Below are 22426 nucleotides of genomic sequence, written 5' to 3'. Positions count from 1 at the left end.
TACCAGATGAAGAAAATCTTATTCCTCCTATTTTTAGTCTTTTCCATTTACAAAGTGAAAGCCCAGGTTGTTTATCAACCTTACTCTTATCAATTTTATCAGAAACTGAGTAGCGAGATTTATAATCCAAATTCACGTATTCATAGCGCTTTAAAGCCTTTTTTTATCGATGATAGCTTGCTGAGAGATAAAAGTAACCTACTATTGAGTGTTGGAGTAGATTCGAGTAGGCATTCCTGGGTGTCACGTAAATTATTTCAAGAACATTTATTGGATATACAAAAAGAAGACTATACTATATATGCCGACTTTTTGCCGGATTTCCAAATTGGTAGAGACTTTTCAGGCAAACAGAATGTTTGGTTAAATACCAGAGGATACCAGGTGGGAGGAACAGTTGGCAAAAAGTTCTCCTTTTATACTAGTGGTTTCGAAAATCAGGGGCAATTCTCACAATATTATAATAATTATGTAAACACAAGCAAAGTTGTTCCAGGTCAATCTTATAACCGTGCTTACGGCTTTAATGCTGGTAAGACTTCGTTAGACTGGTCTTATGTTACCGCAACAGTATCTTATACACCCATAAAATATTTGAATATTACTGCAGGTTATGATAAAACTTTTATTGGTGATGGCTATCGCTCTTTACTATTGTCTGATTTTTCGTCTCCAGCCCCTCTCCTCAAATTAACAGCGAATTTAGGTAATGTACAATATATGGCCATGTGGACTTCAATGCAAGATCCAGGAGCAAATAAATTATCTTATGATGCCGGTAACCGTAAAAAGGGCGGAGTTTTTCATTACTTGGATTGGAACGTAAATAATCGATTATCTGTCGGATTCTTTGATTCAATTATATGGGCGCAAACTGATGATACTGGTAACAAACGAGGTTTTGATTGGGGCTATGCTAACCCAATAATCTTTTTAAGACCTGTTGAAGCTTCGAGTGGCTCACCAGATAATGCTTTATTGGGCTTTACGGCCAAATATAAATTTGCTAAAGAATTGGTTGCTTATGGACAGTTTTCTTTAGATGAGTTTGAAGCTAAAAATTTCTTTTCTAGCTCTGGAAGCTCTAGAAATAAATATGGCTGGCAGTTGGGTTTTAGAGGAGCAGATGTTTTTAAGGTTGAAGGACTAAATTATTTGTTAGAGTATAATACTGCTAAGCCATATACATTTTCTTCAAGAACACGCATCGGCAATTACGCAAACTATAATGAGCCTTTAGCTCACCCAATGGGTGCTAACTTTAGAGAATTAATTGGACTATTAAATTATTCTTACAAACGTTTTGATTTTAGTGGCGAATTATTGTACGCTAAATATGGTTTAGATGAAGCTGGAAAAAATTACGGTAAAAATATTTTTGAACCTTACACAGATGCAGTGCAGTCGACAGGGAATTATACTACCCAAGGTATCCGTACGGATCTTTTCTATGCAGAGGGAAGGGTAGCTTATGTAATTAACCCGAAATATAATTTACGCTTAGAATTGGGGGGTATATTGAGACGCGAAAGCAACAGCTTCGGTAAAAACAATACAGGGCTAATCACGTTCGGTTTGCGCAGTTCGTTCAGAAACTTATATAGCGATTTTTAATGAAATGTTATCAAATTTCAAAGCCTCAGTTAAAAATAACTGAGGCTTTTTATTTATTTAAATAATTACATCATCCATCTTACATTTTCCACTTAAGATGAGCGCTAGCGAGTTTTCCTACCCTGCCATACTATCGGTAGTTCTCTTTACCGCAACTTTCCTAACCGCCTTAATAATTGCATTTTTATCATAACCACATTCTGCCCAAAGTTCGGCCTGTTCGCCATGTTCGATAAAATGGTCAGGAATACCTAAGCGGACTACATTTGCATTGTAACCATGATCGGCCATAAATTCTAATACTGCAGAGCCTACACCACCAGGGAGCGAACCATCTTCTACCGTAATCACATATTTATATTTAGTAAATACTTCATGCAATAAAGCTTCATCTAAAGGTTTTACAAAACGTAGATCGTAATGTGCCGGATAAAAGCCTTCGCTGTTCAGTTCAGCACGCGCTTCTATTGCAAAATTACCTACGTGGCCGATGGTTAATAAAGCTACATCTTCCCCATCGCATATTTTACGTCCTTTGCCGATTTCCAATGCTTTGAAAGGTCTCTTCCAATCGGGCATTACACCGTTACCACGGGGATAACGGATTACAAATGGACCGATATTTTCCTGTTGAGCAGTGAACATCAGGTTGCGTAACTCTTCTTCATTCATAGGAGAAGAAATTACTAAATTTGGAATACAGCGCATATAAGCAATGTCATAGGCACCATGATGCGTCGCACCATCAGCACCAGCCAGGCCGGCCCTATCTAAACAGAATACAACATTTAGTTTTTGTATAGCCACATCATGGATAACCTGATCATAAGCCCTTTGCATAAAGCTTGAGTAGATGTTACAGAAAGGAACTAATCCCTGTGTCGCTAAACCAGCCGAAAACGTCACCGCATGTTGTTCGGCAATCCCCACATCAAATGCACGATTTGGCATCGCTTTCATCATAATATTTAATGATGATCCTGATGGCATTGCTGGCGTAATTCCTACAATTTTATCATTAACCTCCGCCAGTTCTACCATGGTATGCCCAAAAACATCCTGATATTTTGGCGGCTGTGGTTTATCTGGAATGCTTTTTTTGATCTCTCCGGTAATCTTGTCAAAAAGTCCAGGTGAATGCCATATTGTTTGATCTTTTTCTGCCAGGGCGAAACCTTTACCTTTCACCGTAATACAGTGAAGAAGTTTTGGGCCGGGAATGGCAGATAAATCCTTTATCGTTTGGGCCAAACGCTTTACGTCGTGACCATCAACAGGGCCAAAATACCTAAAGTTTAAAGCCTCAAACAAATTACTTTGTTTGAGTAGCGTTCCTTTAATGCTTTTCTCTATTTTCTTAACATACTTATGTGCATTTGGACCTAATTTAGAAAGCCCGGCCAGTACGTGAGAAATATCATCACGGAAACGGTTGTATGATTTAGAAATGGTGATGCTGGTTAAATATTCTTTAAGTGCACCCACATTCGGGTCGATAGACATGCAATTATCATTCAGGATAACCAGCACGTTACTATTTTCGATTCCGGCATGGTTTAATCCTTCAAAGGCCAGACCTGCGGTCATGGCCCCATCACCAATAATGGCAACGTGCTGTCTGTCTGTTTCGCCTTTTAGTTGCGAAGCTACAGCCATACCCAGCGCAGCCGAAATTGAAGTAGAGGAGTGACCAACGCCAAAAGTATCGTACTCACTCTCCGAAATTTTCGGGAAACCACTGATACCTTTATAGACACGGTTAGTATGGAACAAATCCCTACGGCCGGTCAAGATTTTATGGCCGTAAGCCTGATGGCCTACATCCCAAACCAATTTGTCATATGGGGTATTTAGTGCATAGTGCAAGGCTACTGTTAGTTCAACAACACCTAAACTGGAAGCGAAATGGCCTCCGTTAACACTTACTACATCAATAATGTACTGTCGTAATTCCTGGCTTATTTGTTCTAAGTCGGATTCACTAAATTGCTTTAAATCAGCAGGATAGTTGATTTTAGATAATAGGGGGCCAGCTTTTACTTGCATTCGAAATTTATGGTAAAAAACAAGATACAAAGTAAGGTATTTTTGTTTTAATATAGAAACGAAAAATAGCGGTTTATTCTTGATGGTTAAGCGGTTAGTGTTTAGCAGGTTAGAGTTGCGTTATAAACGTTTAGCGTTTGTGTTAAGTGGATAGCAGTAAGTGATAATGGTATAGTATTTTCGATTAGTCTTTAACTGTTAGGACCTGAAAAATTTCATTATGTTTGTCCTTTCACATGCAGGCAGAGAATTTTGAAATAAAACTTCCGGTATTCGAAGGACCCTTCGATTTGTTGCTGTTCTTTATAGAGCGCGATGAACTGAGTATTCAGGATGTAGAGATCGCGAAGATTACAAACGACTTTTTAGCTTACATTCATCAACTCCTTGCGCTAAACGTTGAGGTGGCGAGCGAATTCATTTTGGTGGCCGCAACTTTGATGCGCATTAAATCTAAAATGCTTTTGCCTAGGATTGAGGTTGATGAAGCTGGAAATGAAATTAATGCAGAACAGGACCTGATTGCGAGGCTTATTGCTTATAAACAGTTCAAATCTGCTGCAGAAGAGATGAAGGGCTTTGAAGAGGAGCGTCTAAAACAAGACCACAGGGGAAACATCGCTTTCGATTTGACCCAAGCCGCTGCATCTTCTTCTCACCAGGATGAACTTTTGTCATTAGACCTTTATAAGCTTTTAACCGTTTACCACCGCACGATGCAGAAATATGAACTGCGCAGTGAAGAGGTTAAGCATACTGTCGTACAATATCCCTACACCATAGAGCAACAGAAACATTTTATTGCGAACCTGCTCGATATCAACAAACAGATCGATTTTGCACTGGTGCTTAAAAACTCGGAGAATAAAGTGCATTTCGTTTATAATTTCCTGGCTATTTTAGAAATGTTGCAACAACAAATCGTAGAGATCACCATTGGGAGCGGCTTTAACAACTTTAATGTGAAAGCATTATCCTAATACGACATAAATTAAATTTGAAATCCTTACTTTTGCCAAAAAAATACAAACCTCATATAACAATGACACGCGACAACCAAATTTTTGAACTTATCGATAAAGAATTAAACCGCCAAGAGCATGGTTTAGAGCTTATTGCATCAGAAAACTTTGTAAGCAAGCAGGTAATGGAAGCTGCCGGATCGGTACTAACCAATAAATATGCTGAAGGCTTACCAGGAAAACGTTACTATGGCGGTTGCCAGGTAGTAGATGTGGTAGAGCAAATTGCGATCGATAGGGCAAAAGAATTGTTCGGTGCAGCGTGGGTAAACGTTCAGCCACACTCTGGCGCACAGGCCAATGCAGCTGTAATGCTTGCTATTTTGCAACCAGGTGATAAAATATTAGGTTTTGATCTTTCTCATGGAGGTCACTTAACACACGGTTCGCCAGTTAACTTTTCAGGTAAATTATATCAACCATTCTTTTATGGTGTTGAAAAGGAAACCGGACTGATCGATTATAAAAAGTTAGAAGAAGTAGCTTTAGCTGAAAAACCAAAATTGATCATCTGCGGTGCATCTGCTTATTCTCGCGAGTGGGATTATGCATTTATCCGTTCAGTAGCTGATAAAATTGGTGCTTTGGTTTTGGCAGATATTTCTCACCCTGCAGGTCTGATTGCTAAAGGTTTGTTGGCCAATCCGCTTCCACATTGCCATATCGTAACTACAACAACCCACAAAACTTTACGTGGCCCACGTGGCGGTATGATTATGATGGGACAGGATTTCGAAAATCCATGGGGACTAAAAACACCAAAAGGAGAAATTCGTTTGATGAGTAATTTGCTTGATATGGCTGTTTTTCCAGGTACGCAAGGCGGTCCGTTGGAACATATTATTGCAGCAAAAGCAGTAGCCTTTGGTGAAGCTTTAAGCGAGGAATACGGAATTTACATTAAACAGGTTGCCGCTAATGCGCAGGCTATGGCCAAAGCATTTGTAGCTAAAGGTTACGGTATTATTTCGGGTGGTACTGATAACCACTTAATGTTGATCGATCTTCGCAATAAAAATATCACCGGTAAAGTCGCTGAGAATGCTTTAGAAAAAGCAGAAATCACAGTGAATAAAAACATGGTGCCTTTTGACGATAAATCACCATTTGTAACTTCAGGAATTCGTGTAGGTACTGCTGCCATTACTACCCGTGGTTTAAAAGAGGCTGAAATGGGACAGATCGTGGAATTAATCGATAGGGTTTTAACCAACCCTGAAGATGAAACCAATTTAAGCACAGTAAAAGCTGAAGTAATTAAATTGGTGAGTGCATTTCCACTTTACAAATAAGCACACCTAATTCGATTTAGTACTCATACACTAAAAGCAGTTACATTAATTTGTAGCTGCTTTTTTTATTAGTCAAAGTTCTTTATGTGGTAATGCTATAAAACAAACGTTTGTTTTATATATTTGATGAATTAATGTGATATAATTTATGTGTGGAATAGTAGGCTATATTGGCTATAGAGAAGCTTGGCCAATTGTATTAAAAGGTCTTAAAAGATTAGAGTATCGTGGTTATGATAGTGCCGGTATAGCACTAATGAATAATGATGGTCAGCATATTTATAAAAAAGCAGGGAAAGTTGCTGTTTTGGAAGAGTTTGCTGAAAACGAGGACAGATCGGGAACAAGTGGTATGGGGCACACTCGTTGGGCTACGCATGGTGTTCCTTCTGACCGCAACTCCCACCCACATACTTCAAATAACGGTAAGCTTTCTATTATACACAACGGTATTATCGAAAATTATGCTACACTTAAGGAAGAGTTATTCAACCGCGGGCATGAATTTAAAAGTGATACCGATACAGAGGTATTGATTCATCTGATTGAGGAAATTCAAAAAATTGAACAAATTGATCTTCTAGAAGCTGTTCGATTGGCTTTGCACGAGGTAAATGGCGCTTACGCCATTGTTATTATGGATAAAGACCATCCCGATCGTTTAATCGCCGCCAGAAAAGGCAGTCCGATGGTAATTGGTGTGGGACAAGGAGAATACTTTATTGCTTCGGATGCTACACCTATTATTGAGTATACTAAAAATGTAATTTACCTAAAAGATGGTGAAATTGCATTGATGACCAGGCGGGATCTTCTAATTAAACAGTTAGATAATGTTATCCAAACACCACTTATACAAGAGTTAGAGCTAAAACTCGAAATGCTGGAAAAAGGTGGTTTCGATCACTTTATGTTGAAGGAGATCTATGAGCAACCGCGTTCGATTAAAGATTGTATGCGTGGCCGCATTTATCCAGAAGAGGGTAAAGTGCAACTTGGTGGGATTAAAGAATTTGCAGAGAAATTAAAAAATATAGATCGCATTATCATTGTAGCCTGTGGAACATCGTGGCATGCTGGTTTAGTTGGTGAATATTTAATAGAAGAATATGCCCGTATTCCTGTTGAAGTTGAATATGCTTCAGAATTCAGGTACAGAAATCCAATTATAACGGAGAAGGATGTCGTTATCGCGATTTCACAATCTGGAGAAACCGCTGATACCATGGCTGCCATCGAAATGGCCAAAGAGCGTGGGGCAACCATTTTCGGAATATGTAATGTTGCCGGTGCTTCCATTCCACGTTTAACCCATGCTGGTGTTTATACCCATGCTGGTCCTGAAATTGGTGTAGCCTCTACAAAAGCATTTACGGCGCAGGTAACGGTTTTAACTTTGATGGCCTTTTACATGGCACAACAAAAAGGTACCATTACCACGTCAAAATTAATTGAGCTATTAACCGAACTGGATCATATTCCTGAAAAAATACAGGTTGCTTTAGAATCGAACGATTTGATTAAAGAAGTTGCAGAAAAAATTAAAGATTCTACCAACTGTTTATTCTTAGGCAGGGGAAGTGGTTTCCCTGTAGCGTTAGAGGGAGCTTTAAAACTTAAGGAAATTTCATACATACATGCAGAAGGTTATCCTGCAGCAGAGATGAAACATGGTCCTATTGCTTTAATCGACGAAGAAATGCCGGTAGTGTTTATCGCTACGCAGAATTCATCATACGAAAAAGTGATCAGCAATATACAAGAAGTAAAAGCAAGAAAAGGGAAAGTGATTGCCATTGTAACGCAAGGCGATACCGAAGTGAAGAAAATGGCCGATTATTGTATCGAAATTCCGGATGCTAATGAAGCTTTCTTGCCGCTTTTAGCAACTATTCCACTTCAGTTATTATCGTATCATATTGCGGTAATGCGTGGCTGTAACGTAGATCAGCCAAGAAACCTGGCGAAATCAGTAACCGTAGAATAATTACAACAAAACAAATAGATAAGCAGTTGCATTAATTTGTAGCTGCTTTTTTGGTTATAATAATATTTAAATACCGACTTCGTTAACTAAGCCTGATCCGATAGGTACCGGATCAACGGATGCCGTTTTGAACGTTATGTTTTTAATATTGGCAAATTAAAATGGTAGGAGGAAAAGCAGGACTGTAGGCCGGCCACGGGCATCAATGTTCACTTTCAAAAAATAATACTACAGGGAATAGATGGATATTCAAAACTAACCTGAAAGAATCGAGCGGCAATCTTAAAATCCCGATAAAAAGTAAAGGGCCGATATCCTTTAGAAGAAATATCGACCCTTACCATCTAAATTAACGCTCTCATATATATAAACGAGATTACTTGACGATTTGTTTTCGGAAAATAAAAAAAAATGATTATTTCTCGTAACTTCCTAAGGTTGAGGGAGAAATTCTTGTGTTGCCTTTTATATCTTTATTAAGGTAACTGGTAAAATAAGGATCGGTACTTAAATCAGCACCTTTCTTTCTGGCCGGACTGTTTACCGAGAGCTCAAAATTTTCCATTTCCTTGTTGATAAAGGATGGGTCAATATTCAAAATATTACCGTTGCTGTTATAAGTACTGTTGGTAGATCGGATTAAATTGCTCCATAAATTAACCTGAACTGCTGCGGCGGTCTTCTTTTGAATGTCCAATTCATTAGTTAAACTGCCCCAAATAATGTTATTTGTTAAATCTAACTGGAGTTTATTGTAGGTATTCGTAGATAAATAATCTGAAAAGCTTAGGGATGCTGTTTTGCGGGGAAAATTTAAATTATAACCGGCAAATGTATTTTGTTTAAGGTTATAGTTCCCTCCTCCAACAGCATATATAAGGTAATTGCCACAATTGTACATCAGATTATTAAAGGCCAACAGTTCCGAATGGTAACCAATATAGGCTGCTACCTGCATATTTTTGATGATACTATTGCTCAAAATTAATTTAGGATCGGCGTTTGATGATAATGAATCAGAAGTAATCCCTACCGAAGCATTTTTAATTATCGCATTTTTAACTGATCCGTTCCCTGTCCTTTTCAAAAAAATCCCTTTCCATTGGCCTGGCTCTTCAGTATACAGTTTCTCCAATCTATCGCTGCAAAACACCACCGGGTCGGTAACCGTTCCATTAACCCATAAATTTCCTTCTATATTTAAGCTGGCATCCTTATGAAAATATACTTTAGCGCCCGGTTGTATGGTCAGCGATGATCCACTTTTAACCGTTAAAGCCCCGGTTATAATATAAGGTAGCGACTTTGTCCAGGTGGTATTGGCAGCAATGGTTTGACTGTTAATAAATACCGCATTCTGGCCATAAGCTAAAAGATTTACAACCTGTCTATTCCCATTGGTATTTAATATGATCGAATCCTGCACTAAAAATGGCAAATTCTCTGTATTTGGGTTAATGGTAATCTTAACAAATAGATTAACAGAATCCTGACCGTTTATAACCAGGTCATTTTTGTTAAAGGTATTTTCTCCATTAATATTAATGCTAAATGCAGAACCATTCCTTCCGGCTAGCATAATTTCTGAAACCTTTACTGCATCCTTATTATTATTTACGATGGTTAACCGCTTCGTTATAGAACCAATTGATGTAAAAATGGTATCGAAAAGCAATTGCGGATTCGCAATAGTTAGTTTTGCTGCTGTATCGGTGGTAATGCGTTCCCCTTTCCGGCAGGCAGATACCAGGCACAAGGTCAATAACACTAAACTTATATTCGAACGCATAAATCAAACTTAGAAAAATGTTTGAGTACTTACAACAGTACCAGAATATAATCAGGTTATTCCGCAAAGGCCAGTGCGGCGATGCTTACTTTTGCGGCTCCACTATTCAATAATTCATTTGCGCAGGCCTCTAAAGTTGCTCCTGTTGTAATTACGTCATCAACCAGTAGGATATGTTTGCCAACGATGCTGGCTTGATCATTTACTTTAAAAACATCCTGCATATTCTCATAGCGGTTGTAGCGGCTCTTTTTGGTTTGGCTTTCGGTAGCATGGTTGCGTAATAAAATTTCTTCACTAAACGCGATCTCCATTTTTTCTGCTATCCCTTCGGCAATAAAACTACATTGGTTATATCCCCTGTGTTTATATTTTTTACGGTGCAGGGGTACCGGAACAATTAGATCAACACTTTCATAAAGTACACTAGCCTTTAACCTTTCGCCAAGCATATTCCCCAAAAGTACGCCAACATCCGTCCTGCCATTGTATTTCAGGTTATGGATCAGGTTTTGCACCTTAGCCCCTTTTCTAAAATACAACATAGCCATTGCAGCATGCATTGGTACCCTCCCCATAATTGTTTGGCCACTCTGTTTTCTGCATGTTGATGGTAATCGGTAAAAGGCAGATCGTAAAGGCATTTCGTGCAGATTAAATGCTCGCTATGGTACAGCGCTACACCACAAGCGTTGCAGAGGTTTGGAAATAGCAAACCAAATAAATCATCACACCATTGTTTAACCAGTAACATATAACTAATTTATAAAATATTTGGATAACTTCCGAAGTTACATAAATCTAGGCGTTGGAGAACTTCGGTAAGTCTAGCTATTTTTTCAGCAAAGCAGGTTTCGTGCTACTATATAAGCATGTTCCCGCTATCCGCTTCAAAGCCTTGGTTCGTTCCTCACCTTCGTGTTTTCCGCTGCTATCGGGTTTAGGTGGCGGAGGGCGGGAGTTATTTACGAAGTTTCTAAAGGCAGAGCGTCGGGGGAACTTCATAAGTCTTTAGGCTTATTATATGCTTTATATATATAAGCCTATTATGTTTTCAAGACCTGATCGGTTTGATAAACCCGTGCTAAACACCTATTCTTCCAAAAAGTTTTAAGCGCAGCGAAACTTTTTGTTGCTGTAAACCATCAACTTACGTAATACCGTGCAATATTCCATGCAAAACCTTTGGACGGAAGGATATTTTTCCTACTTTTGCATCCCGCTTCGGAGGAAGGGTTTTAGTTGAAAGGATGGCTTAGAGAGATGGAGTGCAGGATTTATTTTAAAATAAATATTGCGGAAGAGAAAAAGATTGCTACCTTTGCAGCCCGGTTCGGAAGGACGGAAAGCTGGTTAACACCAGCATATTGAAATAGGGGGAAGAAGAAAAAGAAGGCTAAAAAAATAAAATTTATTTTATTTGGAAGTTCGGAAAAGATCCTTACCTTTGCACTCCCAACCGAAAGGAAGGGCGAAAAAGTTGAAGCAGCGGATGTTGCACAAACAACAAAACAAGATTGAAAATACCGGCACGAAGATAAAGACTAACAAGACTTTAACGGAGTAAAGGTTTAACAATATAAAGATCGGCCGTGAGGTTTACCAGATCAATAAGTTCTTAAAAGAGATGTCAATGTAGCGTAGCGGGGTAATGGAGTACTAATCAAAGTACATGATTATTTTGCTTTATTTTAAAGGTGGTGTCTAACAGACAACATAACAAAAAGAAGACTATTTTTAACAATAGTTAAAACTGGTCAGCATCTTACAACACATTTTACAATGGAGAGTTTGATCCTGGCTCAGGATGAACGCTAGCGGCAGGCCTAATACATGCAAGTCGAACGATAGATAGAAGCTTGCTTTTATCGAAAGTGGCGCACGGGTGCGTAACGCGTATGCAACCTACCTTAATCTGGGGATAGCCCGGAGAAATCCGGATTAACACCGCATAAAAACACAGGATAGCATTATCCAATGTTCAAATATTTATAGGATTGAGATGGGCATGCGTGTCATTAGCTAGTTGGCGGGGTAACGGCCCACCAAGGCGACGATGACTAGGGGATCTGAGAGGATGGCCCCCCACACTGGTACTGAGACACGGACCAGACTCCTACGGGAGGCAGCAGTAAGGAATATTGGTCAATGGAGGCAACTCTGAACCAGCCATGCCGCGTGCAGGAAGACTGCCCTATGGGTTGTAAACTGCTTTTATCCGGGAATAAACCTACTTACGTGTAAGTAGCTGAATGTACCGGAAGAATAAGGATCGGCTAACTCCGTGCCAGCAGCCGCGGTAATACGGAGGATCCAAGCGTTATCCGGATTTATTGGGTTTAAAGGGTGCGTAGGCGGCCTGTTAAGTCAGGGGTGAAAGACGGTAGCTCAACTATCGCAGTGCCCTTGATACTGATGGGCTTGAATGGACTAGAGGTAGGCGGAATGAGACAAGTAGCGGTGAAATGCATAGATATGTCTCAGAACACCGATTGCGAAGGCAGCTTACTATGGTCTTATTGACGCTGAGGCACGAAAGCGTGGGGATCAAACAGGATTAGATACCCTGGTAGTCCACGCCCTAAACGATGAACACTCGCTGTTGGCGATACACAGTCAGCGGCTAAGCGAAAGCGTTAAGTGTTCCACCTGGGGAGTACGCCCGCAAGGGTGAAACTCAAAGGAATTGACGGGGGCCCGCACAAGCGGAGGAGCATGTGGTTTAATTCGATGATACGCGAGGAACCTTACCCGGGCTTGAAAGTTAGTGAATGATCTAGAGATAGATCAGTCCGCAAGGACACGAAACTAGGTGCTGCATGGCTGTCGTCAGCTCGTGCCGTGAGGTGTTGGGTTAAGTCCCGCAACGAGCGCAACCCCTATGTTTAGTTGCCAGCACGTCATGGTGGGGACTCTAAACAGACTGCCTGTGCAAACAGAGAGGAAGGAGGGGACGACGTCAAGTCATCATGGCCCTTACGTCCGGGGCTACACACGTGCTACAATGGATGGTACAGAGGGCAGCTACATAGCAATATGATGCGAATCTCACAAAGCCATTCACAGTTCGGATTGGGGTCTGCAACTCGACCCCATGAAGTTGGATTCGCTAGTAATCGCGTATCAGCAATGACGCGGTGAATACGTTCCCGGGCCTTGTACACACCGCCCGTCAAGCCATGGAAGCTGGGGGTACCTAAAGTATGTAACCGCAAGGAGCGTCCTAGGGTAAAACCGGTAACTGGGGCTAAGTCGTAACAAGGTAGCCGTACCGGAAGGTGCGGCTGGAATACCTCCTTTCTGGAGTAGCACCGCCTACCCGCAACGCAACATGATATTTCAAATAAGGTAGAAGGTAGAGGGTAATAAGGCTGAAGGTCTTAATACTTGATACTGAATACTTTTAAAAAACAAAAGAAACACCCAGAAGAAAACGGTGGGCATACTATAAAGGTATAGCGCAACGGAGACAAGAAGGGTAAGCCAAAAAGGGAAGCAGTAGCGGTAAGATACTATATACTGCGACTAAGTAAAGCCTACCTTAAACAAGAAGTCCCGTAGCTCAGCCTGGTTAGAGCACTACACTGATAATGTAGGGGTCTCCAGTTCAAATCTGGACGGGACTACATTTAAATCCTTTTGGGGATTAGCTCAGCTGGCTAGAGCGCCTGCCTTGCACGCAGGAGGTCAACGGTTCGACTCCGTTATTCTCCACAGAATACATACCTTATTATCGGGATAGATAATATACATTGACATAAAGATTAAGAAAGAAGAAAACGCCACGGGGCACATACAAATAAAAGTATGAAACGGTTCGAGACCGCAGTTTTTTACTAACGAAGCTGGAACGAAGCTTAGGTTGGGGACAATGAAACCCTCCGCCTTTATACCTTCGGCCTTCAGGTTCAGTAAAGTTCTTTGACATATTGGAAGAAGTTAAAAAAGAAGAGCAAACAACAATAGGCGACTGTTGTGTTTGTGCTCACTTAAAGGGATCGCAAGAGACCAATAAGTATGAGACATCATAACAAGAGCAAAAAAAGCATACCATACGGCGCAAAAGGCGTATGAGTAGAAGAAAGTAATAAAGAGTACACGGGGGATGCCTTGGCTCTCAGAGGCGATGAAGGACGTGATAAGCTGCGATAAGCTTCGGGTATTTGCAAATAGGAATTAATCCGAAGATTTCCGAATGGGGCAACCCGGCATGTTGAAGACATGTCACATATAATGAGCAAACCTGCCGAACTGAAACATCTAAGTAAGCAGAGGAAGAGAAAATAACAATGATTTCCTAAGTAGTGGCGAGCGAAAGGGAAAGAGCCCAAACCATTAATGTTACGGCATTAGTGGGGTTGTAGGACTACGATGTGTCATTAGCAAACAGAAGTGGAATGGGATGGGAAGCCCAGCGATACACGGTGATAGCCCGGTACACGTATAGAATGCTAGGCTAGTAGTATCCTGAGTACCGCGAGGTCGGAGACGCCTTGTGGGAATCTGCCGGCACCATCCGGTAAGGCTAAATACTCCTGAGAGACCGATAGTGAACCAGTACCGTGAGGGAAAGGTGAAAAGAACCCCGAACAGGGGAGTGAAATAGAACCTGAAACCGTGTACTTACAAGCGGTCGGAGCATCCAAGTGGTGTGACGGCGTGCCTTTTGCATAATGAGCCTACGAGTTACTCCTCTCTGGCAAGGTTAAGTGCTTCAGGCACGGATCCGAAGCGAAAGCGAGTCTGAATAGGGCGTATAGTCAGAGGGGGTAGACGCGAAACCTTGTGATCTACCCATGGACAGGTTGAAGGTGCGGTAACACGTACTGGAGGACCGAACCGATAAACGTTGAAAAGTTTCCGGATGATCTGTGGGTAGGGGTGAAAGGCTAATCAAACTGGGAAATAGCTCGTACTCCCCGAAATGTTTTTAGGAACAGCGTGGATATTAAGTTTCATAGAGGTAGAGCTACTGATTGGGTGCGGGGGAGTCAAATCCTACCAAATCCAGACAAACTCCGAATGCTATGAAATATGATCTGCAGTGAGGCGCGGGGTGCTAAGGTCACGCGCCGAGAGGGAAAGAACCCAGACCATCAGCTAAGGTCCCCAAGTTACAGTTAAGTTGAACTAACGAGGTCCGATTGCACAGACAGCTAGGATGTTGGCTTGGAAGCAGCCATTCATTTAAAGAGTGCGTAACAGCTCACTAGTCGAGCGATCGGGCATGGATAATAAACGGGCATTAAACTGTACACCGAAGCTATGGGATTGAAATATATCGGTAGGGGAGCATTCTAGCGACAGCGAAGGTACCTGGTAATGGGTGCTGGAGTTTCTAGAAAAGCAAATGTAGGCATAAGTAACGATAAGGTGGGCGAGAAACCCACCCACCGAAAGGATAAGGTTTCCTGATCAACGCTAATCGGATCAGGGTTAGTCGGGACCTAAGGAGAACCCGAAGGGGAAATTCGATGGACAACTGGTTAATATTCCAGTACTTTTTATAACTGCGATGTGGGGACGGAGTAGTGACACTGCCGCGATCTGACGGAATAGATCGTTAAAGACAGTAGGTATTAGATTGGTAGGCAAATCCGCCAGTCTAGCTGAAAGTCGATAGTACCGCAAGCCTTCGGGTGAGTGGATAGCGCAGGTAATCAGACTTCCAAGAAAAACCGCTAAGCTTCAGGTTATAAAAACCCGTACCGCAAACCGACACAGGTATCCGGGAAGAGGATTCTAAGGTGCTCGAGTGAATCATGGCTAAGGAACTCGGCAAAATGGCCCTGTAACTTCGGGAGAAGGGGCGCTGGCAGCAATGTCAGCCGCAGTGAAAAGGCCCAGGCGACTGTTTAACAAAAACACATGGCTTTGCAAAATCGAAAGATGAGGTATAAGGCCTGACACCTGCCCGGTGCTGGAAGGTTAAGAGGGGATGTCATCCGCAAGGAGAAGCATTGAATCGAAGCCCCAGTAAACGGCGGCCGTAACTATAACGGTCCTAAGGTAGCGAAATTCCTTGTCGGGTAAGTTCCGACCTGCACGAATGGTGTAACGATCTGGGCGCTGTCTCAGCCATGAGCTCGGTGAAATTGTGGTCCCGGTGAAGACGCCGGGTACCCGCAACGGGACGGAAAGACCCCATGCACCTTCACTACAATTTAACATTGACATTGGATACAGGATGTGTAGGATAGGTGGGAGGCTTTGAAGCGGCGTCGCTAGGCGTCGTGGAGCCAACGTTGAAATACCACCCTTTCTGTATTCGGTGTCTAATCCCTTCTTAAGGGAGACATTGTTTGATGGGTAGTTTGACTGGGGTGGTCGCCTCCAAAAAGGTAACGGAGGCTTTCAAAGGTAAGCTCAGTACGCTTGGTAACCGTACGCGGAGTGCAATAGCATAAGCTTGCTTGACTGTGAGACATACAGGTCGATCAGGGTCGAAAGACGGATATAGTGATCCGGTGGTTCTGCATGGAAGGGCCATCGCTCAAAGGATAAAAGGTACGCTGGGGATAACAGGCTGATCTCCCCCAAGAGCTCATATCGACGGGGAGGTTTGGCACCTCGATGTCGGCTCGTCACATCCTGGGGCTGGAGAAGGTCCCAAGGGTTCGGCTGTTCGCCGATTAAAGTGGCACGCGAGCTGGGTTCAGAACGTCGCGAGACAGTTCGGTCCCTATCTGTTGTGGGCGTAGGAATTTTGAGTGGGGCTGACCTTAGTACGAGAGGACCGGGTTGGACCAGCCTCTAGTGAATCTGTTGTTCCGCCAGGGGCATTGCAGAGTAGCTACGCTGGGAATAGATAAGCGCTGAAAGCATCTAAGTGCGAAACTAGCCACGAGATGAGAATTCCATATAGGACCGTAGCAGACTACTACGTTGATAGGCTACAGATGTAAAGCTGGCGACAGCACAGTCGAGTAGTACTAATCATCCGAAGCTTTCAAAGCAAACAGACTGTTGTTTGTTCTTCATAATAACTTCTTTCAATAATATGTCATTTAAGCTCGAGATAGCTTATCTAAAGAAATTTAGGTGCCTATATCGGTGGTGTCCACCTCTTCCCATTCCGAACAGAGAAGTTAAGCCCACCAGAGCCGATGGTACTGCGGTAACACGTGGGAGAGTAGGTCGGTGCCAAATCTTAAAAGAAACCCTTTAACAACAATGTTAAAGGGTTTTCTTCGTTTATAAGCTTTTTTGCAGAACGTTTTATTTCCCACCATTTGATATTAACTGTTCAGGATTATTTTCAAAAAATTAAGTAGTGAAAAAGGGTTAAGGTAATTACCAGGTTCTATTTCTTAATGGCCTTAATTTCTTAATGGTAAAAAGATCTATGCGTTATTTCCCACCATTAAGGAGTTAAGAAAAGTTAAGGGTTTGCTCCCAAAGATAAAGCTGATTTATGCAGATCAATTCCAGCATCCATTTTACATCTTCCATCTTTTACATCTTCTATGTTCTGTCCTGGCTAAAATAGCCCTGATGGCAGCGGTACCGATTATTAAGTAGTGAAGAAGGGTTAAGGTAATTACCAGGTTCTATTTCTTAATGGCCTTAATTTCCTAATGGTAAAAAGATCTATGCGTTATTTCCCACCATTAAGGAGTTAAGAAAAGTTAAGGGTTTGCTCCCGCAGATAAAGGTGATTTACGCAGATGAATTCCATCATCCATTTTACATCTTCTGTCCAGGCTAAAATAGCCCTGATGGCAGCGGTATCCCTTTTGGGAAAATATGAATTGTTTAACAGATAGGTTTCCCAAAAGGATTTAGCGTACAGCAGGACCGAACCCAACCCATGCGCAAAGAAACCTGCGCTCCAAATAATACTTTATTCGATGAAAGCTATTTATATTGTTAGGATATAAAAATGATTGGACTAAGCGTTCGCCTCTTCCTTAACGGCCAATTGCCCGCAAGCTGCATCGATATCTTTACCACGGCTACGGCGGATATTGGTATTAATGCCTTGGCTTTTTAAATAATTTGAAAAAGCATCAATTTTATCCCCTTCAGCATTGGTGAAATCAGCAAAAGAAATAGGGTTATATTCTATCAGGTTTACTTTACAAGGAATATGTTTGCAAAACTTTGCCAAATCCATTGCATCCGAAATTTCATCATTAAAATGATTAAAAACGATGTATTCGTAAGTGACCGGATTTTTGGTTTTAGCAAAATAGTATTTAAGGGCATCTGCCAAAGCTTTTAGCGAGTTAGCCTCGTTTATTGGCATAATTTCATTACGCTTTTTGTCATCAGCTGCATGCAGTGAAAGTGCAAGATTAAATTTAGCACCGTCATCACCTAATTTTTTGATCATTTTGGCAATGCCTGCTGTTGATACAGTAATGCGCTTATAGCTCATATTTAGGCCATCAGGAGCAGTGATACGCTCGATGGACCTCAATACGTTTGCATAATTTAATAATGGCTCACCCATACCCATATACACAATATTGGTAAGAGGGTTGTTGTAATTCTGTTTTGCCTGCTTGTCAAGCAGCACTACCTGGTCATAAATCTCGTCAGCGTTTAAGTTACGCTTACGATCCATGTAGCCTGTTGCACAGAACTTACAGGTTAAGCTACAGCCCACTTGCGAGCTCACACAGGCAGTCATGCGATCTTCCAATGGGATTAGAACACCTTCAACAATATTGCCGTCGGCTAACCTGAATGTATTTTTGATGGTATGGTCATTACTGAACTGGGAGTTGTTAACCTGAACAGCATTAATGGCAAAAGAGTCGTCTAAAGCTTTACGAAGATCTTTAGATAGATTACTCATCTGCTCGAAACTCGTAGCCGATTTTTCCCAAAGCCACTGGTATATCTGCTTGGCCCTAAATGCAGGCTGTTGCATCGCTACAAGGTGTTGTTGCAATTGGGGAAGATCTAATGCACGGATATCGGTTTTTTTTGCTGTTACCATTTGTTGCAAAGGTACTTAAAAAGCCGTTAAGCTGAAAGACTAAAGCTAAAAGGCTACTAATCAGTGCGTAATTTTACAATTGCTTAGCTTATCTTCCTCTGCTTCTTGTATTTGACTTACCTGCAGGCTTACCTTTTGCTGGCCTTGAGTTTCTGGTACCAGTATTGTTTTTACCCGTAGGTTTTGAACCTGAGTGAGCACCCGGTTTTTTGCCCGAAGATTTTTGACCTGATGGTTTGGGTTTAAATGCTTTTTTGGGCTGTTCTTCTCTAAGTTCAGGGATTTCCTCCCAGGCATTTGTTTTTTTCTTGGGGGCACTTTTTGTTTTGGGTTTAGCCTCAGAGGATGAGTTTTCGACACTTTTGGTGATGGCTTTCATCTCTTCTTCGGTAAGTTCCCTAAATTCTCCAGTTGGAATACCTTTAAGGCTAATATTCATGATCCGTGTACGCTCAAGTTTGGTTACTTCGTAATCAAAATGCTCGCACATTCTACGGATCTGTCTGTTTAAACCTTGAATCAAGATAATATTGAAAACAAAGGTACTGATCTGGCGAACCTTGCATTTGCGAGTATTTACGCCCAAAATAGGAACGCCGTTACTCATTTCGAAAATAAAATCTTCTGTTATGGGTTTATTAACCGTAACTATATATTCTTTTTCGTGTTTATTCCCAGCCCTTAAAATCTTGTTTACAATGTCACCGTTATTGGTCAGGAAAATAAGGCCGGATGAATCTTTGTCCAATCTTCCGATTGGAAATATTCTTTCGCTATGGTTAACGTAATCTACAATATTATCGCGTACACTGGATTCAGTGGTACTGGTAATGCCAACAGGTTTATTAAATGCCAGCAGGATGAAATTACTTTCTTCTTTAGGTTCTATGTTATGGCCATTTACCATTACTTTATCGCCTGCAAGAACCTGATCGCCTACTTTAGCTCTTTTCCCATTAATAAAAACGGTACCTTTTTCGATATAACGGTCTGCTTCACGGCGTGAACATAATCCACTTTCGCTGATGAATTTATTTAAACGGGTGGCAGAGTTATTATTCATGCTGCAATTTTACGGAATTAAATTGTGTTATCCATTCTATAGGGCAGCAACAAATGCATGAATGGTACTTTTAAGCTTTGTTAAAGTTTCGAGATCTGTAATTTCAGCTTCCTTGTTAATCTTGGCTTTTGCAAAAGGAATAAGCTGAGCAGATATCTTCGCCTCAAGAACGGTTAAAATATCTATTATGGACCGATAGGCTTTTTCACCCTGAGTAGAAGCAACAATCGCTAAAACGGGTTTGCCGGACAATGATGCGTTGCTCACTGTCCAGTCGAGAAGGTTTTTTAACGAACCGGGTAGCCCCATCGCATATTCAGGCGTAGAAATGATGATGCCATCTGCTTCCTGGATAGTCTTACGAAGATCATAAATAACCTTTGGTGGATCTTCTAAATCTAGATCAGGGTTGAAATGTGGAATATTGGCAATGGAAGGAAAAAGGGTTACTTCAAAATCTTTACCTAAAACCTGGCTGATGGCTGCAATATAAAGTCCATTGGTTGAAATAGATTTCGTACTACCCGAAATCGCAAATATTTTTTTCATTGCTAAAAATAGCAAAGCGCGGATAAATTAAGAAGCGGGACTGGTAATCAGATAGTCATTTCAATGAACCATTGAAACGCACCAGGTTTCAACAGTTCATCAGAAAAATAACAACCTAAAAACTCTGATCATCGGCACTTGGGCCATAACTTCCCGGAATTGGAATATCCAGTAACCTCAAATAAACACCCAATTGTGCCCGGTGGTGGGACGTTTGGTTTAAAGAGTGGCGAATGGTTTCATATTTAGAATAATCGGCCAAAACTTGTTTCCCCATACTCAGTATCCAACGCCCATTCAAATTTTCTTCGGTAGCTTTTTCTAAATCAGCTTTTCCGGCTGCGTAATTTTTCTCCAAAATTTTAACCAGGTCATCAGCATTTTCTACATGAGGTTCTGTGTAGGGCTCGGTTTCAAAATCCAGCCCATCCGTAGTTAAAGCCAAGGAAACCCAGCGCGGAAGGTCGGCGATATGGACCGCAAGCGATTTCATTTTCATGCTTTTTTCGTGTGGTGCCCAGTCAAATTTATCTGCTGGTACAATGGCCAGGAATTTTTTTGTGGTATTGAATTCATCAGCCAACTCTTTCAATAATAATTTAATAACGTCCATATTTTTCTGTTTTGTTTTTTCTACTGTGTGTAACTCCATAAGTAATAAATCAGCAATGCTCATGATTTTTAATGTTTGTTTACACAAAGAAAATACGGACCACTGACAACCCTATGGCAGTGTAAAAAAATAATTTAATTGAGAAATGTTTTATTCAAAAAACGTATTATTCTGATAATGACGACATTAACCGTAAATATTGAAAACGAGAAATCTGAAAAAGAGGTAAAGGCTGTACTTGATGCCTTGGGCTTGAATTATGAGGTCGCATCTAACACTAAAGTCAAGAGAAAAGCATCAATTAAGGCTGAAAACGCAATCTATAACCACCTAAAAGATTCTTTTGAGCAAATCAAACTTCATCAGGAAGGGAAAATAAAACTTCGTGATGCCAAAGATTTTTTAGATGAACTTTAAGGTTAAAACGGTTCCTAATTTAAAAGGGAAGTTAAAAAAATCTTTAAGAAACATCGCGGCATAAAATCTGATTTATTAAAGCTTATTAACGATTTAGAGAGAAATCCTGAATTAGGAGCCTACTTAGGTCAAAATATTTATAAAATTCGTTTATCTATTTCTGGTACGAATAAGGGTAAATCTGGCGGAGCAAGAATTATTACTTATGTCGTTGTCATTGATAAAATAGTTTATCTTGCTGAAATATACCTCAAAAGCGACCATTCGACTGTAAATATTGAAGACGTGATACAACGTTTGAATGATGCAGGAATTATTAACACTTAATAATTTACCGGTAGCAAATGCATGTAATCGCTTAATGGAATATGCTGGGTTTTTCTGAAAGGAATCCCCAGATTTTTGAGGCAGATAATCCGTGTGAGGTTAAAATCGCGGTATTGGTTACGGAAGTGGCACCAGGCAATGAGGTGCCAGCTAAATGCATAAAAAATTAATCCAATAGTCTCAACTTCTCTTTTGCTTACCTCTTCCTTATTGTTTTTATAATCGAGTTCAATAAGGTGTTTTTCTGCAATGGCGTGCTGAATAAGAGACAGGTATTCAAAGTTGAAAATCAATCTTTCAGGAATCTGCAATTTGATATGCTGATTTAAAGTTTCCAGCTTTTCTTTTTGACTTGTTTTTAATACTGCTTTTACCTTCGTTAGTGCAGAAGAGTAATGCGTACGTATGGAGTTATCAGCAAAACCATTTACCAAACTTTCTACCAGTAACAATGCATTGGCTTCATCCATATTAAAGGAAACAGGTGGCAAAAAATAGCCTTGAACAAGATAATAGCCTTTATGCTGCTCAAAACTTACCGGTATGCCCTGCTCGCAAAGCGCTTTAACATCGCGGTAAACCGTGCGTATACTCATGTTAAACCTTTCTGCAATTTTCTCTGCAGTTATATATTTTTTGGATTGGAGTAAAGTCAGGATTCCAAAAAGGCGGTCGATACGGTTCATGTTTGGTTTTTTTTAGGCGATGATAAAATTAAAGCTTTTTAACCAATTTTCTTATGGTACGTTATTTGTAAAAG

14 protein-coding genes, 2 tRNA genes and 3 rRNA genes are annotated in these 22426 nt (G+C 40.9%); 11 read left to right on the top strand and 8 right to left on the bottom strand.

Features of this window, described 5'->3' with window-relative positions; all coding sequences use genetic code 11:
* Nucleotides 1–6: 6 nt before the first annotated feature.
* A complete protein-coding gene (locus H9L23_RS20410) occupies nucleotides 7–1614 on the top strand; it encodes a gliding motility protein RemB (RefSeq protein ID WP_187592054.1) in 1608 nt (535 codons plus the stop codon).
* A gap of 117 nt (nucleotides 1615–1731) precedes the next feature.
* Here H9L23_RS20410 and dxs read toward each other — a convergent pair whose 3' ends face one another.
* Nucleotides 1732–3660, bottom strand: coding sequence for a 1-deoxy-D-xylulose-5-phosphate synthase (gene dxs / locus H9L23_RS20405; protein WP_187592053.1), 1929 nt, complete (start codon nucleotides 3658–3660; stop codon nucleotides 1732–1734).
* A gap of 236 nt (nucleotides 3661–3896) precedes the next feature.
* On the opposite strand from dxs, the gene H9L23_RS20400 reads away from it, so the two are divergent.
* The 3 genes from H9L23_RS20400 (at nucleotide 3897) to glmS (ending at nucleotide 7961) form a co-directional block, all read left to right on the top strand.
* Nucleotides 3897–4640: a segregation and condensation protein A gene (locus H9L23_RS20400; protein ID WP_187592052.1), complete on the top strand. Its 744-nt coding sequence runs from the start codon at nucleotides 3897–3899 to the stop codon at nucleotides 4638–4640.
* 62 nt (nucleotides 4641–4702) lie between these two features.
* Nucleotides 4703–5974, top strand: a complete 1272-nt coding sequence (gene glyA, locus H9L23_RS20395) for a serine hydroxymethyltransferase (RefSeq protein WP_187592051.1) — start codon at nucleotides 4703–4705, stop codon at nucleotides 5972–5974.
* Between the two features lie 148 nt (nucleotides 5975–6122).
* Nucleotides 6123–7961: a glutamine--fructose-6-phosphate transaminase (isomerizing) gene (gene glmS, locus H9L23_RS20390; RefSeq protein WP_187592050.1), complete on the top strand. Its 1839-nt coding sequence runs from the start codon at nucleotides 6123–6125 to the stop codon at nucleotides 7959–7961.
* Between the two features lie 415 nt (nucleotides 7962–8376).
* On the opposite strand, the gene H9L23_RS20385 is transcribed toward glmS, so the two are convergent.
* Together H9L23_RS20385 and H9L23_RS20380 are read right to left on the bottom strand one after the other, a co-directional pair.
* A complete protein-coding gene (locus H9L23_RS20385) occupies nucleotides 8377–9750 on the bottom strand; it encodes a hypothetical protein (RefSeq protein ID WP_187592049.1) in 1374 nt (457 codons plus the stop codon).
* A gap of 56 nt (nucleotides 9751–9806) precedes the next feature.
* Entirely contained in the window at nucleotides 9807–10328 is a 522-nt protein-coding gene (locus H9L23_RS20380) for a ComF family protein (RefSeq protein ID WP_246474750.1), read from the bottom strand.
* Nucleotides 10329–11529: 1201 nt separating this feature from the next.
* Here H9L23_RS20380 and H9L23_RS20375 point away from each other — a divergent pair.
* The 5 genes from H9L23_RS20375 (at nucleotide 11530) to rrf (ending at nucleotide 16899) form a co-directional block, all read left to right on the top strand.
* A 16S ribosomal RNA gene (locus H9L23_RS20375) occupies nucleotides 11530–13050 on the top strand.
* A gap of 251 nt (nucleotides 13051–13301) precedes the next feature.
* A tRNA-Ile gene (locus H9L23_RS20370) sits at nucleotides 13302–13376 on the top strand.
* Between the two features lie 15 nt (nucleotides 13377–13391).
* Nucleotides 13392–13464, top strand: a tRNA-Ala gene (locus H9L23_RS20365).
* Nucleotides 13465–13828: 364 nt separating this feature from the next.
* A 23S ribosomal RNA gene (locus H9L23_RS20360) occupies nucleotides 13829–16705 on the top strand.
* An 82-nt stretch (nucleotides 16706–16787) separates the two neighbouring features.
* A 5S ribosomal RNA gene (rrf, locus tag H9L23_RS20355) occupies nucleotides 16788–16899 on the top strand.
* Together the 16S, 23S and 5S rRNA genes with 2 tRNA genes alongside form the textbook arrangement of a ribosomal RNA operon.
* A gap of 742 nt (nucleotides 16900–17641) precedes the next feature.
* Here the strand turns inward: rrf and rlmN are convergent.
* The 4 genes from rlmN to H9L23_RS20335 all read right to left on the bottom strand — a co-directional run bounded on the left by rlmN (nucleotide 17642) and on the right by H9L23_RS20335 (nucleotide 20922).
* On the bottom strand, nucleotides 17642–18697 hold the full coding sequence (gene rlmN, locus H9L23_RS20350) for a 23S rRNA (adenine(2503)-C(2))-methyltransferase RlmN (protein ID WP_187592048.1): 1056 nt from the start codon (nucleotides 18695–18697) through the stop codon (nucleotides 17642–17644).
* 88 nt (nucleotides 18698–18785) lie between these two features.
* On the bottom strand, nucleotides 18786–19760 hold the full coding sequence (gene rluF, locus H9L23_RS20345; RefSeq protein WP_187592047.1) for a 23S rRNA pseudouridine(2604) synthase RluF: 975 nt from the start codon (nucleotides 19758–19760) through the stop codon (nucleotides 18786–18788).
* A gap of 36 nt (nucleotides 19761–19796) precedes the next feature.
* Complete coding sequence (locus H9L23_RS20340) at nucleotides 19797–20309, bottom strand: NADPH-dependent FMN reductase (protein WP_187592046.1); 513 nt, start codon at nucleotides 20307–20309, stop codon at nucleotides 19797–19799.
* Between the two features lie 115 nt (nucleotides 20310–20424).
* Nucleotides 20425–20922 carry a DinB family protein gene (locus H9L23_RS20335; RefSeq protein ID WP_187592045.1) on the bottom strand — a complete coding sequence of 166 codons (498 nt, stop codon included), beginning with the start codon at nucleotides 20920–20922 and terminating at the stop codon, nucleotides 20425–20427.
* 177 nt (nucleotides 20923–21099) lie between these two features.
* On the opposite strand from H9L23_RS20335, the gene H9L23_RS20330 reads away from it, so the two are divergent.
* Nucleotides 21100–21339: a hypothetical protein gene (locus tag H9L23_RS20330; RefSeq protein WP_187592044.1), complete on the top strand. Its 240-nt coding sequence runs from the start codon at nucleotides 21100–21102 to the stop codon at nucleotides 21337–21339.
* Nucleotides 21340–21378: 39 nt separating this feature from the next.
* Nucleotides 21379–21666, top strand: coding sequence for a type II toxin-antitoxin system RelE/ParE family toxin (locus H9L23_RS26975; RefSeq protein ID WP_187595540.1), 288 nt, complete (start codon nucleotides 21379–21381; stop codon nucleotides 21664–21666).
* Here the strand turns inward: H9L23_RS26975 and H9L23_RS20320 are convergent.
* Nucleotides 21663–22352 carry a helix-turn-helix transcriptional regulator gene (locus tag H9L23_RS20320; protein ID WP_187592043.1) on the bottom strand — a complete coding sequence of 230 codons (690 nt, stop codon included), beginning with the start codon at nucleotides 22350–22352 and terminating at the stop codon, nucleotides 21663–21665. The two genes, H9L23_RS26975 and H9L23_RS20320, sit on opposite strands and share 4 nt — an antisense overlap.
* Between the last annotated feature and the right edge of the window lie 74 nt (nucleotides 22353–22426).

The organism is Pedobacter roseus, from assembly GCF_014395225.1.
Taxonomy (GTDB): domain Bacteria; phylum Bacteroidota; class Bacteroidia; order Sphingobacteriales; family Sphingobacteriaceae; genus Pedobacter; species Pedobacter roseus.
The sequence above is the reverse complement of the archived record's forward strand: the minus strand, read 5'-3'. Positions and strand labels throughout refer to the sequence as shown.

Coding starts and splice junctions, on each gene's coding strand:
- H9L23_RS20320 (WP_187592043.1), bottom strand. CDS start 22,352: ATGAACCGTATCGACCGCCTTTTTGGAATCCTGACTTTACTCCAATCC.
- H9L23_RS20400 (WP_187592052.1), top strand. CDS start 3,897: ATGCAGGCAGAGAATTTTGAAATAAAACTTCCGGTATTCGAAGGACCC.
- H9L23_RS20330 (WP_187592044.1), top strand. CDS start 21,100: ATGACGACATTAACCGTAAATATTGAAAACGAGAAATCTGAAAAAGAG.
- H9L23_RS20340 (WP_187592046.1), bottom strand. CDS start 20,309: ATGAAAAAAATATTTGCGATTTCGGGTAGTACGAAATCTATTTCAACC.
- rlmN (WP_187592048.1), bottom strand. CDS start 18,697: ATGGTAACAGCAAAAAAAACCGATATCCGTGCATTAGATCTTCCCCAA.
- H9L23_RS20380 (WP_246474750.1), bottom strand. CDS start 10,328: ATGGGGAGGGTACCAATGCATGCTGCAATGGCTATGTTGTATTTTAGA.
- H9L23_RS20410 (WP_187592054.1), top strand. CDS start 7: ATGAAGAAAATCTTATTCCTCCTATTTTTAGTCTTTTCCATTTACAAA.
- rluF (WP_187592047.1), bottom strand. CDS start 19,760: ATGAATAATAACTCTGCCACCCGTTTAAATAAATTCATCAGCGAAAGT.
- glmS (WP_187592050.1), top strand. CDS start 6,123: ATGTGTGGAATAGTAGGCTATATTGGCTATAGAGAAGCTTGGCCAATT.
- H9L23_RS20385 (WP_187592049.1), bottom strand. CDS start 9,750: ATGCGTTCGAATATAAGTTTAGTGTTATTGACCTTGTGCCTGGTATCT.
- dxs (WP_187592053.1), bottom strand. CDS start 3,660: ATGCAAGTAAAAGCTGGCCCCCTATTATCTAAAATCAACTATCCTGCT.
- glyA (WP_187592051.1), top strand. CDS start 4,703: ATGACACGCGACAACCAAATTTTTGAACTTATCGATAAAGAATTAAAC.
- H9L23_RS20335 (WP_187592045.1), bottom strand. CDS start 20,922: ATGGACGTTATTAAATTATTATTGAAAGAGTTGGCTGATGAATTCAAT.